The sequence below is a fragment of the Endozoicomonas sp. PH6C genome (genome assembly GCF_059322965.1).
Window position 1 is genome coordinate 3,389,692 of the sequence record NZ_CP185342.1, and the last position, 14,943, is coordinate 3,404,634.

A 14,943-nucleotide genomic window follows, 5' to 3' on the forward strand; every position below is an offset into this window, starting at 1 on the left:
GCATTGGTACAGAAAACGCTTTCACTGAATAGAGTTATGATTCCCCTTGTGGATCATATGCTGTCTACCAGCATCAGTTTACCCCTTGAAATGATCCAGGCAGGAGTCACCTATAGTCGACTGAGACATCAACACCCAGACGTCAAAATCTGTTTCTGTGCCGAGCAACTTAACCCGATCATCAGCATGAGCAGAATTCCTCTGACACCGGAAGTGACCTTTTCTGAAACAGGTCCCGGAGACCTTGTCATTGTGCCCGGCCTTTGGCGCAATCCCCTACCCGTGGTCAAACAATCCAGAGCAATGGTGAAATGGCTAAGGTATCAGCATCAGCAGGGCGCTACCTTCTGCGTAGCAGCAACCGGGGTCACATTTATGGCCGAAACAGGTTTATTGAATCACCAGCCCGCAGCGACTCACTGGTATTTTCTTGAACGATTAAAGCGACACTATCCCAAGGTTGATTTTAAACCCCACCACCTGATTACCCGCTCAGGCAGAATATTCTGTGCCGGAAGTGTCAACTCGGTTGCCGATCTTATGGTTCACCTTATTAAGCTGAGCATGGGAGAACAAATTGCCCATAAGGTCGAGCAGCAGTTCTCCCACGAAATTCGTCGACCTATGGATCAGATGCTGTTCGCCGAAGATCACACAACCGCTCATAACGATGAAATCATCGTCCGGCTTCAGGAATGGATAAGGCAGCATTATTGTGAAGCTATTGAGATGGAAAACCTGGTAGCAGCTTCAGGCTTGACACGAAGAACGCTGCACAGAAGATTCAAGGAAGCAACGGGCTTCTCCCCCACCGCTTATATTCAGCGAATGAGATTGACCCTGGCCTCGGATCTCCTGAAAAGTACCGACCTTTCAATCAGGGAAGCAGCCTACCAGGCCGGATACACAGACCCTGACTATTTCAGCCGACTGTTTCAGAAACACTTCCAGCTCACGCCAAGCGACTTTAAGCGCAGTGTTCGGGACAAACTTTTCTATCTTGAGAGCTCTTGATACATTTCGTATCAATATACCGACTGATCTATACCGCCTGCGCCTTTTCCACCCTGCCGGTTTTGGATAAGCTTTACTCGACTGTTATGGCACAGTGAACCGTGTGCCGTCTCTTATCGTTAACCGGAGCCAAAGATGATTATCAAGCCAAGGATTCGCGGATTTATCTGCACAACGACCCACCCTGTCGGGTGTGAGCAGAACGTTAAAGAGCAGATCGCTTATACCAGGGCTCAGGGTGAAGTGGCCGGGGGTCCCAAGCGGGTCCTGGTCATTGGTGCTTCCAGTGGTTACGGCCTTGCCTCTCGAATTACTGCGGCTTTTGGTTCAGGCGCGGCCACCATCGGTGTTTTCTTCGAGAAGCCTGCGACCGAAAAAAAACCCGGTACGGCAGGTTGGTACAATTCTGCCGCTTTCGAAAAGCTGGCCCATGAAGCAGGTCTTTATGCAAAAAGCCTGAACGGAGATGCATTCAGTCACGAAGCCAAAACCAAGACAATCGAACTGATCAAGGAAGATCTGGGCCAGATCGATCTGGTAGTTTATTCCCTGGCTTCTCCCGTCCGTAAACTGCCTGACAGTGGTGAAGTGATCCGTTCCGTACTCAAGCCTATGGGACAGCCTTATAAGGCGACTGCCGTCGACACCAACAAAGATCAACTGTTTGAAGCCTCTGTTGAGCCTGCGACCGAAGAAGAAGTAGCAGCAACGGTGACGGTAATGGGGGGTGAAGACTGGGAACTCTGGATAAAAGCTCTTTCAGAAGCCGGTGTCCTGGCAGAAGGCTGTAAAACTGTGGCCTATAGCTATATTGGTACCGAACTTACCTGGCCTATTTACTGGGAAGGTGCATTGGGTCAAGCCAAAAAGGATCTCGACCGTGCCGCCCACGCCATTGATAAACAACTCAAGAGCCTGAATGGTTCAGCCAACATCGCAGTACTGAAGAGTGTCGTTACCCAGGCCAGCTCCGCCATTCCGGTAATGCCCCTCTATATCGCCATGGTCTTCAAAAAGATGCGCGAAGAAGGTGTTCATGAAGGCTGTATCGAGCAGATCAACCGAATGTTCCGTGATCGCCTTTACAGAGAAGACGGCCAGGCTCCGGCAGTGGACGACACCAATCGCCTGCGCCTGGATGACTGGGAGCTGAGGGATGACATTCAATCACACTGTCAGGCACTCTGGCCAGCACTGACCAACGAAAACCTGGCCGAGCTGACTGATTACATTGAATACAAGGAAGAGTTCCTGAAACTCTTTGGTTTTGGTGTTGAAGGCGTTGATTATGAGGCGGATGTTAATCCATTAGTGCCTTTTGACGTGATTGATATCTGATCGACCGATCCGGGAGGGCTTGAAAGCCCTCTTTTATCAATTCCCAAGCTCGTTGAAATACGACAGCCAACCAATCCTACCTATTTTCTAAGCTGCCTGCACGGCAGTGAACCAGAGTATAAAGCATCAAACCACTTATATAACAGCAACTTAGGAATAAATATCAAATTCACCCCAATTTTTTGAGCCATTTATAACCATATGATTTTTAACATCTTTTTAAAGAGCTAATATTTTTGGTCAAAATCAGGAAAATGTCACTCTGTTGCAAACACCTAAAAAAGTCAAACCAGCAAAGTCGGTGGCGCAAATCTAAACCAACTATGCTCCCTAACCATCTGGCAGCCGAAGCGCATCGCGATAGATGACGATAGGCTTTTACTCATAGTAAGAAGCTTCCCGACTGTACCAGGACTGAGGGCGCCCGACGGGCTGATTGAAATCCGGGAATGGCAGTAGCTTGCCATTGGGACCTTTGGTCATTTTATAATCCTGCCATTGATCATCAATGTACAATTCATCACCGGCACGTATGAATTTTAATTGAGCATAGACCGCTATGGGCAGAGGCTTAACTCCCGCTGTGTATGCAACACCCGAGGTAAAACCTGTCAGCTCAAAGCCGTTTTTCAGCCAGTCGACATTGCCTGTAAGGGCATGGGACTCCACCACGGCAGGATCACTGTGGGACAGTACACTGCTTTCAAAATGCCATTGATGTTCGGCATCTATTCTTAATACGTAGCGAATCGCCAGATAGCGGTGCTCACGAAACTTTTTCTTGCGCTGATCATGTTTATTAATTTCGTAAAACGTATTCCTGATGGCTTCAATCGTATCAAAAGCAATGCCATCCGCCATTCGATAAGGATTACCAATGAGCACCTCACCCTTAGAGATGGTCAGTGTTTCCGGCTCATTTTCGACAGGTTTATTTTTATACTCCTTGTCAATAATGATACGGAACTGCCTGGCATGCATCGGCTCATACCGCCCAAGTACTGATTGCAGTTTTTGGAAGCCTGCATCCAGACTTTCAATAGACGGCACAGGTTCGGCTGCATAGAGAGGCCAAATGACGATTGTGACCAATGAGAATACGCCAGTGATCGCCAATTTTCTCATGGCACCATTTATCGCACTATTTATTGCACTGTTTATTGCACTATTCATCGCACTACTTGACTTGAGACTCTGTTTGTAAGCTAGTTCATACAGCAAAACTGTCCAGCCAGAACTTGATCAAAGCGTCAAATAAAGAGCAATATAAAAACCTGGCGGGTAATAAAGTTCTTTAAGGGAATGATTAACTTTGAACACACAATTCTGATTCTGATCTTTTTTGCAGGCTGCCTGATAACTACGACCATTGTCTTTTGGAGCCTGCGTTTGGGCATCACTCCAACACCCACTTCTGGCAAGGTAAGAGTAAAACTACTGGAAACCCTGCCTTCAAGGGTCGATGGCAACATTTATGAACTGGGCTGTGGTTTTGGTTCTCTGATTTCAGTGTTGGCAAATGCCTATCCTGACCGCATCATCTTCGGAATTGAACGTTCTCCCCTCCCCTACTGGATCAGCCGAATACGCTGCAGCCATCTGAAAAATGTCATCATCATTCAGCAGGATATTTTTCAACATCAATGGGAAGAAGCCGGATTGGTCGTATGCTATCTCTATCCGGGCGCTATGGAAAAGTTATCCCGAGCATTCAAGGAGAAACTGAAGGATGGCTGTTACATCGTCAGCCACACATTCAGGCTACCGGGATGGCAGCCTGAACGTACGAATAAGGCTAACGATTTATACCTTAGCCCTGTCTATCGATATCGGGTTAATCACTCTGAACACAGACAGGAATGAGATCGTAGTGACTCGAGCTTAACCAACGATAGACAATCAACTGTTCAGGCCCACAAGCGACACACCCCTGTTTGCAGCCAGATGACTCCTCCGCCACTTTTCCTTTCCTGACCCAGTGACTCAGCATGGCCTGCATGGCTTCAGGGTCTACTTCAAAATGCTGACTCAGTTCAGCCAAAGTACAGATCCCTTTTTCTGACAGAAAATCTCTGATTGATAGCAGCATCAATGGCTTCCTGTAGAGCTTCTGAGTGTTTCAGCAGGTAGATCTTCTGAAGTGAATAGCATTCTCTGCCCTGCCCTCCTGAGTAGCAGAAACACCAGAGTCATGGCCAGCATTATGATGGACAGCCAGCTCAGGGATGTCAGTGGTTGAATAGTAATTCGGGACAACTGGTAGTATAGAGTAGCCACTGAATATCCCATGAAGAAAGTCCAGCCCGCCACAAAGAATGTCCAGCGAAGGCCTGATTCCCGATAAATAGCCCCCAGGGCTGCAACACAGGGTGTGTAGAGCAGGATCATCAGGAGATAAGCGACGACAGCCGCATCACTGATGAACAGTCTTTGCATGACCGCGAAGGTGGAAACTTCCACTGCCTGTTCCTGCGCTACTGATTCCAGATTACTCAAATCACCAACACTGAGTCCAAGAGGATCTGTCAGAGAAGATACCACCTCTGAAAGATTGACAGGAATGGTTGCCATGGCCTCCTTAAAACCAGACATAAAGTCAAAATTATGGGCTTGGGCTTGAGTGCCATTCTCCTGCTCAGCGATGGAGGTGTACATGGAGTTTAGCGTGCCAACCACCGCCTCTTTTGCCAGAATGCCTGTGAACAGGCCAACAGCCGCCGGCCAGTTATCTTCTGACATACCCATGGGAGCAAAAGCAGGTGAAATGGTTTGACCTATTTTACTAAGCGCAGATGACCGGGTGTCTTCATGGCCAAAACTGCCGTCAGTTCCTACAGAGTTCAGGGTATTGAGTATCATTACTACGAGAACTATCGCTTTACCTGCCCTGAACAAGAAGGCTTTCAGTCGACTCCAGGTTCTCAGCAGTACATGCTTGACTGACGGCCTGTGATAGTTAGGTAACTCCATAACAAAAGGTGTAACCTCTCCACTGAAGAGACTCTTCTTCAGCATCAAACCCGTTACCACCGCAGCCAGAATACCCGTCAGGTAGAGTGTAAAAACCACATTCTGACCGAAACCGGGAAAGAAGGCCGCAGCAAATAACGCATAGACAGGAAGACGCGCACCACAGGACATAAAAGGCGCCATGGCAATGGTCAGCATCCGGTCCTGCTGATTTTCCAGCGTCCGGGTCGCCATAATGGCCGGTACGTTACAGCCAAACCCAACCAACATAGGCACAAAAGCCTTTCCGGGAAGCCCCAGAAAACGCATTGCCCTGTCCATAACAAAAGCGGCTCTGGCCATATAACCTGAATCCTCCAGTACTGAAAGGAACAGGAACAGAAAAGCAATTACCGGTATGAAGGTAGAGACAGTCTGGATACCGCCACCGACACCTTTGGCCAGCAGCGCAATAATCCAGTCCGGCGCAGCGATACTTTCAAGCAGATGGCTCACACCATCGACAAAGAAAGTGCCTGAGAGAATATCGAAAAAGTCTATAAAAGCACTGCCTATGTTCACAGAGAACATGAACATCAGATACATAACGCCAAAGAAAACCGGCAACCCCACCAGTCGATTCAGGACAATGCGGTCGACACGCTCAGTAAGACCTTGACTTACATTCCCCATGCTTTTGACAGTATCCTTCATGATGAGGCTGATGCTTTCATAGCGACCGTTTGCCACCAGGATATCCATCTCTGCATCATAGGCGTCCTCAAGTTGGGATCGTGCCAAAACCGCAGCCTCCAACAGACCCTGAGAAACCTGGTCAACATAACCGGCCTCGCCCTCCAGTAATTTAAGCGACACCCAACGTGCAATTGAGCGATCTTCAATCTCACTGGCAACACGTGCCTGCAGGCAAGTAACAGATTCTTCCAGAACGCTTCCCAGAGATTGCGGCTTTGCCGGTTCAACTCCGTTAAAAAAGCATTGATTAATAAGATCCTTGAGCCCCGGTGTTCCTTTGTTTCTGGAGGCTATCATGGCATGAACAGGGCAACCGAGCTGTTCGGACAGCTTTTCAGCATTGATCTTGAGACCTTTGTCCCTGGCAACATCCATCATGTTGAGGACAACAAGAACGGGGAGTCCCATATCCAACAGCTGTGTGGTCAGATACAGGTTACGCTCAATATTTGAAGCATCGACAACGTTGACGATCAGCTCAGCTTCACGGGCAAGGATAAAGTCACGGGCAATGCGCTCATCCATCGATACCTGATCATCAACCACGTCCAGACAATAGGTACCGGGCAGGTCAACCACTTCAACGAGCTGGCTTTTATACTCATAGCGACCACTGCGCTTTTCTACAGTAACACCAGGCCAATTGCCTACATGCTGACTGGCCCCCGTCAAACTGTTGAATAAAGTGGTTTTGCCGCAATTAGGGTTGCCTACAATCGCAAACACATGTTCGTTCATAGACGAGTCACTTCAACGGCTGCCGCTTCGTGACGACGCAGACTGAGTTGAAATCCCCGAACCTGGAGCTGAATAGGGTCACCCAGAGGCGCGACCCGGCATACTCTGAAACAGGTTCCAGGCGTCAGGCCCATGGCCAGAAGCTTACGACGATAGGCTAAGCCTGCTTCCCTGAAAGCGAAGACCCGAGCTTCCTCTCCTGTCCGGAGATCCCCTAAAGTGACCGTCATCACAATCTCCCAAGCCTCCTCCCGGAACGCACAGCAAGCGGGAGAGAGTGCTTCCTGATACATCTGATGATGTAGTGAAAAGAGTAACCTGAGGCGGTTTACGGAAAGACAACAACAGATTGAAAAGCAAGCGGAATATTAGACCTAAATGAGAATTATTTCAATTAACAATCGAACTCATTGATATCGTAGTTTCAGAAATATTAATTTTTAATTCATATAGATTTTTTTCAAAATATCAAAAAGAAATATCTGCTAAATGAGTACGAAAATATTAAATGGTCATACTGCGGCATCTTGAAAATCAATTTAACTTTCAGCTCAGGGGGCCATTATTTTCTCTGTCTCCGACAATCTTCTCTGCCAGTGTATAGCGCACTTGAACCCTGGCTTCATCCAGTTCCTGAAGAGTGGCAATATTCATTTTTACTTTCAATCGGGATGGGGCTTTGTCGGCAAAAACAGGGGCAGAAAGAGCCAGCAGGGTCACTGCGGTAAAACTGATTATTCTTTTTCTCATCGGAGACATCCTTAACTTCCTGTCTGCCTCCCACGCTGCATCCTGAAATTTGGAAGATATACTAAGAAGGCTCTATAAACAGGTCTAGACAAGAACACTGAGTAAAACAAACAAATGGGGATATTACTCCCCTTCTACGCCCTGAATGGGTGCCAGAGTTCCCCAGCCATCACAACCCGGACAATGCCAATGCATCTCTTTGCCGGAAAAGCCACAGCTGAAGCACTGGTAAACAGGCTTTTCAAGCAACATCTGGTCTGTGACCTCTTTCAACAGTTTGATACTGGTCAGAGAGGGGTCAGAGGAATGATTTAACTGAATATTGATCAAGGCATTCAACCCCCTGAGAGAAGGTTGCCGTCGCAACTGAATGGTTAAAAATTCCATGGCAGACACTTCATCACGACTGTTCATTAACTGAGCCGTCATGGCCAATATAATAGCTGTGCCCGACTTCTCATTGAGACACCGTGCCAGATAGCTGCCCAGAGCACGCTGCTGATGACTTCGGTGACAGACAGTTTCAAGCATTTCCAGAGTCAGTGGCACGTAACGATTATCCTGAATGGACACCTTCTGGAGAGCCTTTACGGCTTCTCTGTCGCGGCCTTCCTCCATTTCTATCTGGCCCAGTATCAAACTGGCCCTGACACAGTTCTTATCCCTGGAAAATGCTGTTCTGATGAACTTTCTGGCCCCCGATCGATCATTGTGAAGCAGTTTTTCTTCGGCTAACTCACAGTACAAATGAGCCAGCCTGGAGGCATAGTACTCACCCGACAATTTACGGAGGGATTCTGCAATCTCAACAGCCTGCTGCCACTCTTTCTCTCTCTCGTAGATTTTCAGAAGTTGTTCAAGCGCATCCACTCTATATTCATGATTTTGACTGGAAAGATCGACCAGCATGGCTTCGGCGCGATCAAATAATCCTGCGGTCATGTAGTCCTTGGCCAACTCCAGCCGAACACGAATGGATTGAAGGGGGGTCAGACTGGGTCGTGCCAAAAGATCCTGATGCACCCGAATCGATTTATCCACCTCTCCTTTACGACAAAACAGGCTACCCAGGGCAAGATAGGTATCGACAGTATCATTATTAATATCCAGCGCTCTGATAAAGGTCTCAATGGCCTCATCCGTCTGCTCATTTAACAGATAGTTCAACCCCACAAAATACTCTTTAGAGAGGGGTCGCCCGGGGAAGTGGTCTTTTTTTTTCTTTTTTTCAGCACGTCCGAGAAGATATCCTGCCAGCATTGCCACCATAATCAGCGCCAGCAGTGCAACATCGGGCATCAGGTTAATCCTTGCAAGGCATTCGCTCTGAGTTTTTGTATTTCTGCATCACGTCGGCCCAGCTTACGCTTAAAACTGGCATTGGCCAACCTCAGCCGGGTCATAGCCACCAGTGAGACCAGCAGCCCGAACAGCCCGCCCATTATAAAGGAGATAACGACGACAGAAGACACCTTCACTTCTGGCAATAAAAAACCAGCCAGGTCGAATCTCACCAATTGTGGGTTAGCGACAATAAAATTGACGAGAATAATCAGCAGGAGGAGACTGCCCAACAGTATTACCAGCCGCTTCAGCCAGATACTCAAATGAGAGACCATATTCGATCAAACTCCAGTGATGACTTATTTACGATCCGATTCCGAGTCACAATTGAACAGAGCTTAACAACAGTGGAAAAATCAAGATTTCAGATTCTTAAGGCTACTGTTTACACGATCCCGCATATCTTTGCCCGGCTTGAAATGAGGAACGTATTTTCCATTCAGAACAACAGAGTCACCGGTCTTGGGATTTCGCCCCACCCTGGGAGCCCTGTAGTGCAGGGAAAAACTGCCAAACCCTCTGATTTCTACCCTTGTTCCACAGGAAAGAGAATGTGACATCTGCTCAAGAATAGATTTGATGGCCAGCTCTACATCCTTCACCGACAACTGATCTTGCAGATCGGTCAGTCGTTCTATCAATTCTGATCGGGTCATTGTCGTTCTTCCTATCCCTGCACCCTTGGGTGACACTGAAGTATCAGTATCGTTACAGACGCTGCACCCTGATCAGGAGATAAACAAGACATTAAACAGTCGTAGCCTGGAGCGGCCAAGCATCTCATTAGCCGGACACCCGATAATTCAGGCAGTCCCGAACCTGACAGGGATTACAGATAATTCCTACCCTAGCCAACCCGATTCAATAAATCAAGCAACCTATTGATTACCATAAAAAAAACCGCAGCTCGGGCTGCGGTTTTTTTTATGGTAAAAGAAAGCTTCATCAGAAGCTTTCTCCAACAAGTATTACTTGTTTTCCATCTGAGCCTTGATCAGGTCACCGATGGTGGTAGGGCCGGAAGTCTCGTCTTCCTGCTTCGCACGCAGTTCTTTCATGGCCGCTTTCTCTTCAGCCTGATCCTTCGCCTTGATGGACAGGGAGATATTGCGGTTCTTACGATCGATACTGATGATGCGGGCTTCTACTTCTTCGCCTTCTTTCAGGACGTTGGTAGCGTCTTCAACGCGATCAACACTGATTTCAGAAGCTTTCAGAGTAGCCAGAACGTCTTCAGCCAGTTCTACGGTAGCTGCCTTGGCTGTCACTTCCTTGATCACACCCTTAACGATGGAACCTTTTTCATTCAGGCCAGCGAAAGAGTTGAATGGATCTTCGGACAGTTGCTTGATACCCAGAGAGATGCGCTCACGTTCAGCGTCGATCGCCAGGATAACAGCTTCAACTTCGTCACCTTTACGGTACTTGCGAACAGCTTCTTCGCCAGTTTCATTCCAGGAGATATCAGACAGGTGAACCAGACCGTCGATGCCGCCATCCAGACCAATGAAGATACCGAAGTCAGTGATAGACTTGATCTTACCAGCCAGTTTGTCGCCCTTGTTGAAGGAACCGGAGAACTCTTCCCATGGGTTCTGCTTGCACTGCTTGATACCCAGAGAGATACGACGACGCTCTTCGTCGATGTCCAGAACCTGAACTTCAACTTCATCACCCAGAGCAACCACCTTGGATGGGTGGATGTTCTTGTTAGTCCAGTCCATTTCAGAAACGTGAACCAGACCCTCAACACCTTCTTCCAGCTCAACAAAGCAGCCGTAGTCGGTCAGGTTAGTGATTCGACCGGAAACACGGGTACCTTCAGGGAAGCGTTTGGTGATAGCCACCCAAGGATCTTCACCCAGCTGCTTCAGACCCAGGGATACGCGGTTACGGTCGCGGTCAAACTTCAGAACCTTGACGTTGATTTCGTCACCTACGTTCACAATCTCGCTTGGATGCTTGATGCGCTTCCAGGCCATATCAGTGATATGCAGCAGACCGTCAACACCGCCCAGATCAACGAATGCACCGTAGTCGGTCAGGTTCTTGACGATACCTTTAACTTCCAGACCTTCCTGCAGAGATTCCAGCAGCTGCTCGCGCTCAGCGCTGTTTTCAGCTTCCAGAACGCTGCGACGGGAAACGACTACATTGTTACGTTTCTGGTCCAGCTTGATAACCTTGAATTCCAGCTCTTTGCCTTCCAGGTGAGCTGTGTCACGAACCGGACGCACGTCAACCAGAGATCCAGGCAGGAAGGCTCGAATAGTGTTAACGTCAACAGTAAAGCCACCCTTGACCTTACCGGAAATAACACCTTTAACGATCTCTTCAGCTTCGAAGGCTTTTTCGAGTTCGCCCCAAGCTTCCATACGCTTGGCTTTTTCACGGGAAAGACGGGTTTCACCGAAACCATCTTCAACCGCGTCAAGAGCAACCTGAACTTCGTCGCCGACAGCGATGGTCAGTTCACCCTGTTCGTTCAGGAACTGAGCTTTTGGGATAACACCTTCAGACTTCAGGCCTGCGTGGACAGTAACCCAGTCGCTGTCGATATCGACAACCTGACCGCTAACAATAGCGCCCGGCTTCATTTCGATATCTTTCAGGCTTTCTTCAAACAGTTCAGCAAAGCTTTCGCTCATGGTCATTCCTATCAATCAGCACTTCAATCAACACCACCTCAGAAAAGCAGTGACTACCGATCGCATGCTGGCCACACCGCCAGTCAATGTGGGTTGTTTTTCAAAAAACACCGTATGGTTGTAACTGGCAATCTGCACCACACGGCTATTCACGCCGGTCTTTCCGGAAGTCGGTCAGACCACCTCGATATAAACAGGCTGTCGAGCACCTCAACAACCAGCAGGTTCCGAAATGATTAACGTTAATCAGATCAGGCCATTCTGTCGCATGACATCCACTACACGACTGAAGACTTCCTGAATACTCAATCTGGTGCTGTCCAGAACAATAGCATCATCGGCGGGTTTCAGCGGGGCGACATCGCGATTCATGTCACGTTCGTCCCTGGCAAGAATGTCAGCTAAAAGCTGGTCAAAGCTAGCATCAATACCTTTCTGTTGCAACTGATTTTGACGGCGTTTCGCCCGCTCTTCCGGACTGGCTGTAAGGTAAACTTTGACGTTAGCATGGGGGAATACCACAGTTCCCATATCCCTTCCATCGGCAACCAGACCCGGAGCTTCTGCAAAGTCCTGCTGACGCCTCAAAAGAGCCTTCCTGACACCCGGCAAAGCCGCCACCTGAGAAGCTTTGGCTCCCACCTCTTCGGTCCTCAGATTAGCGCCAACGCGCTCACCCTCAAGAACGATTTTCAGACCTTCACCATCAGCACCCGGTTCAAATTGCACATCCAGGTGACCTGCTAAAACTTCCAGTGAATTTTCATCGGAAAAATCCACCCCGTGATTCATGGCCGCCAGCGCCGTCAGTCGATACAAAGCACCACTGTCGAGCAGATGCCAGTCAAACTCTTTCGCCAGCAGAGCCGCAACCGTTCCTTTCCCGGAACCGCTGGGACCATCAATAGTTACGACCGGCACGCTTATATATGAAGAAGTTTTCATTGACTGACTCTCTAATCCATGAAGTAATTAAGAATTACTTCTGTCGCTGCAGACATATCAATATCTCTCACGCTTGAATACCTTCTGTTGAGAGCGCCAGACCCGCATCGAAAGCCAGGTTGACGAAGTTAGCTAAGGATGTGACCACACTGGCACAATCCGGAATACGAATCTCAGCTTAGGGATTCACCCTGATTCTCATCAAGGGTATTCATACGGGCTCTTTTTTCCAGAATACTGGCAAAGTGCTGCCGTGCAGACTGGGCTCGCTCAAAACTCGCCAGTATCCCTTTGCTGTCTTTCTCAACGATGGCTTGACGAAGATGAGTCAAGCCCTCAGAAAACTGATCCAGCGAGGAAATAATAGCCTCGCTATTACCCAGGGCAATATCGTGCCACATAATCGGATCACTGCCAGCAATGCGGGTAAAGTCTCTAAACCCTCCGGCGGCGTAACGAAAGATATCCTGATTTTCAGGATTGCCCGCCAGCGTATCCACCAGTGAAAACGCCAGGAGATGAGGCAAATGGCTCGTCATTGCCAGCACTTCATCGTGACGCCGAAAATCCATAGCGTTGACCTGGGCACCACAGCATTGCCAGAGATGCCTGACGAGGGATAAAGCGGCAGTATCAGTGTTCTCCAGCGGTGTCAGGATCACCTTATGATTCTTGAACAGTCCGGCCCTGGCAGCAGTGACTCCGCTTTTTTCGGAACCGGCGATGGGATGACCCGGCACCAGATTCTCAGGTACACAGTCAAATATTTCCCGGGCAGCCTGGACCAGTATGCCTTTGCAACTACCCACATCCGTCATCACTTTGTCAGTGAGATCGAGACCCTTAAGTTGCCGGAGTAATTTTGGCATAGCCAGCATGGGAACTGATAGCAGGATAACATCAGCCTTGCTGACGGCGGATTCAAAATCTGTACAACCTTCTGCCACGATTCCCAGGGAAAGGGCTGCTTGGATGTTTTCGCCCTTGAGATCAAAACCCATCAGATGAAAGTTTTCACTGCACTCTCTGAGGGAAGCTGCAAATGATCCTCCAATAAGGCCCAGCCCGACCACCAGAATATTCAGTGGGGTACCGGTCTTGTTTTGCTCTATCACTACACGTTCAACCTTTTTCAAAAACCACTTTCAAATGTCTGTCGAATGAAAATGGCGACAGCCTCTTCAGACTAATAATTATCGTACAGGGCTGTGTTTGGCTCAGGGCTGTATTTCGCTCAGGGCTGTTATCACTCAAGGCTGTTTAAGAGCGGACAGTGCTTCCAGAAAACGACGGTTCTCTTCTTCCAGACCAACGGAAACCCGGAGGTGCCCCGGCATTCCATAATTGCCAAGAGGTCTGACAATGACGCCCTGTTTGAGTAAGCGCTGATAACACTCCACACCTTCCATGCCAGCATCAAAAGTAATGAAGTTGCCATTGGATGGAATGTAATCAATATTCATGGACTTCAGACCCGCTTCAATCTGAGCCATTCCATCCTGGTTAACCTGTCTGGAACGGTTCAGGTATTCTTCGTCATTAAGAACAGCAACCGCTGCCGCCTCAACAAGATTATTAACATTAAAAGGCTGTCGTAATCGGTTGATAATAGAGGCTATTTCAGCATTTGAAACAGAATAACCGATTCGACCACCCGCCAGACCGTAGGCTTTTGAGAATGTTCTGACCACTACAAGATTGGGGTATTCTTTCAGCAGCGCAATACCATCCGGGTAATCACTCTCCATGACATACTCAAAGTAAGCTTCATCCAGAACAACAATAACCCCTTCAGCTAGTTTACCCAGAAAGGCACGCAACTCTGTTTCTGAAAAACGGGTACCTGTCGGGTTATTAGGATTAGCCAGGAATACGATACGGGTATCAGAACGAACCGCTTTGGCCATCGCTTCCAGATCATGCCCCCAGTTTTTAGCCGGAACCACAATGCTTTCAGCCCCGCTCGCCTGAACTGCAATGGGATAAACCGCAAAGGCGTATTCAGAGAACACGGCTGAGAATCCTTCTTTCAGGTAGCACTGTGCCAACAGAACCAGAACATCATTGGAACCGTTACCAAAGGTTATCTGATCAGGATCAACCGCCAGCTTTCTGCAGAGAGTATCACGCAGATTGTAAAGACTGCTGTCCGGGTATCGGGCCAGCTCGGCCATCATTGCGGCAATGGCTTCACGGGAAGACTGAGCCGCCCCAAGAGGATTCTCATTGCTGGCCAGCTTAACAATACTGCTGGCATCCAGACCTTGTTCGCGCGCCAGCTCTTCCACAGGCTTTCCGGGAAGATAAGGATTCAGGGCACGTATTCCCGGTACGGCAAGCTTTGTAAAATCACAACCCATGTTTCACCTGTATATTCACCATCTACTCGTCCCCACACTGAAACCAGGGCTTTTAGACAGCCTCCAGAGGCAGGGACGAAAAATTGCTTCAATCGCGCATG

15 protein-coding genes are annotated in these 14,943 nt (G+C 48.5%); 3 read left to right on the forward strand and 12 right to left on the reverse strand.

The features are described from left to right. The first annotated feature begins 36 nt into the window (after positions 1-36). Together ACOMG9_RS12680 and fabV are read left to right on the forward strand one after the other, a co-directional pair. Positions 37-1,014, forward strand: coding sequence for a GlxA family transcriptional regulator (locus ACOMG9_RS12680; protein WP_448217168.1), 978 nt, complete (start codon positions 37-39; stop codon positions 1,012-1,014). 135 nt (positions 1,015-1,149) lie between these two features. Further along, positions 1,150-2,352 carry an enoyl-ACP reductase FabV gene (gene fabV, locus ACOMG9_RS12685; RefSeq protein WP_448217169.1) on the forward strand — a complete coding sequence of 401 codons (1,203 nt, stop codon included), beginning with the start codon at positions 1,150-1,152 and terminating at the stop codon, positions 2,350-2,352. Between the two features lie 378 nt (positions 2,353-2,730). On the opposite strand, the gene ACOMG9_RS12690 is transcribed toward fabV, so the two are convergent. Beyond that, positions 2,731-3,525 (reverse strand): hypothetical protein, encoded by a 795-nt coding sequence (locus ACOMG9_RS12690; RefSeq protein ID WP_448217170.1) that lies wholly within the window; start codon positions 3,523-3,525, stop codon positions 2,731-2,733. A 129-nt stretch (positions 3,526-3,654) separates the two neighbouring features. On the opposite strand from ACOMG9_RS12690, the gene ACOMG9_RS12695 reads away from it, so the two are divergent. Then, positions 3,655-4,215 (forward strand): class I SAM-dependent methyltransferase, encoded by a 561-nt coding sequence (locus ACOMG9_RS12695; RefSeq protein ID WP_494530328.1) that lies wholly within the window; start codon positions 3,655-3,657, stop codon positions 4,213-4,215. Here ACOMG9_RS12695 and ACOMG9_RS12700 read toward each other — a convergent pair. The 11 genes from ACOMG9_RS12700 to hisC form a co-directional block, all read right to left on the reverse strand. Continuing rightward, the gene (locus ACOMG9_RS12700; protein ID WP_448217172.1) at positions 4,187-4,441 is read right to left on the reverse strand and encodes a FeoC-like transcriptional regulator; all 255 of its coding nucleotides are present in this window, start codon (positions 4,439-4,441) and stop codon (positions 4,187-4,189) included. The two genes, ACOMG9_RS12695 and ACOMG9_RS12700, sit on opposite strands and share 29 nt — an antisense overlap. After that, positions 4,441-6,795 (reverse strand): Fe(2+) transporter permease subunit FeoB, encoded by a 2,355-nt coding sequence (gene feoB, locus ACOMG9_RS12705; protein ID WP_448217173.1) that lies wholly within the window; start codon positions 6,793-6,795, stop codon positions 4,441-4,443. Before feoB ends, ACOMG9_RS12700 begins: the two co-directional genes overlap by 1 nt. Next, positions 6,792-7,025: a FeoA family protein gene (locus ACOMG9_RS12710; RefSeq protein WP_422133895.1), complete on the reverse strand. Its 234-nt coding sequence runs from the start codon at positions 7,023-7,025 to the stop codon at positions 6,792-6,794. Before ACOMG9_RS12710 ends, feoB begins: the two co-directional genes overlap by 4 nt. A 316-nt stretch (positions 7,026-7,341) precedes the next feature. Further along, entirely contained in the window at positions 7,342-7,545 is a 204-nt protein-coding gene (locus tag ACOMG9_RS12715) for a hypothetical protein (protein WP_448217174.1), read from the reverse strand. Between the two features lie 123 nt (positions 7,546-7,668). Beyond that, positions 7,669-8,844, reverse strand: coding sequence for a lipopolysaccharide assembly protein LapB (gene lapB / locus ACOMG9_RS12720; protein WP_448217175.1), 1,176 nt, complete (start codon positions 8,842-8,844; stop codon positions 7,669-7,671). Further along, positions 8,844-9,164: a lipopolysaccharide assembly protein LapA domain-containing protein gene (locus ACOMG9_RS12725; protein ID WP_422133898.1), complete on the reverse strand. Its 321-nt coding sequence runs from the start codon at positions 9,162-9,164 to the stop codon at positions 8,844-8,846. The genes lapB and ACOMG9_RS12725 overlap by 1 nt, the downstream gene beginning before the upstream one ends. Positions 9,165-9,245: 81 nt before the next feature. After that, positions 9,246-9,545: an integration host factor subunit beta gene (gene ihfB / locus ACOMG9_RS12730; protein WP_422133899.1), complete on the reverse strand. Its 300-nt coding sequence runs from the start codon at positions 9,543-9,545 to the stop codon at positions 9,246-9,248. A 312-nt stretch (positions 9,546-9,857) separates the two neighbouring features. Beyond that, positions 9,858-11,537, reverse strand: coding sequence for a 30S ribosomal protein S1 (rpsA, locus tag ACOMG9_RS12735; protein WP_317146341.1), 1,680 nt, complete (start codon positions 11,535-11,537; stop codon positions 9,858-9,860). Between the two features lie 246 nt (positions 11,538-11,783). Continuing rightward, a complete protein-coding gene (gene cmk, locus ACOMG9_RS12740; protein ID WP_422133900.1) occupies positions 11,784-12,482 on the reverse strand; it encodes a (d)CMP kinase in 699 nt (232 codons plus the stop codon). 173 nt (positions 12,483-12,655) lie between these two features. Next, positions 12,656-13,618 carry a prephenate dehydrogenase/arogenate dehydrogenase family protein gene (locus tag ACOMG9_RS12745; protein ID WP_448217177.1) on the reverse strand — a complete coding sequence of 321 codons (963 nt, stop codon included), beginning with the start codon at positions 13,616-13,618 and terminating at the stop codon, positions 12,656-12,658. 114 nt (positions 13,619-13,732) lie between these two features. After that, positions 13,733-14,842, reverse strand: coding sequence for a histidinol-phosphate transaminase (gene hisC, locus ACOMG9_RS12750; RefSeq protein WP_448217178.1), 1,110 nt, complete (start codon positions 14,840-14,842; stop codon positions 13,733-13,735). Positions 14,843-14,943: the final 101 nt, after the last annotated feature.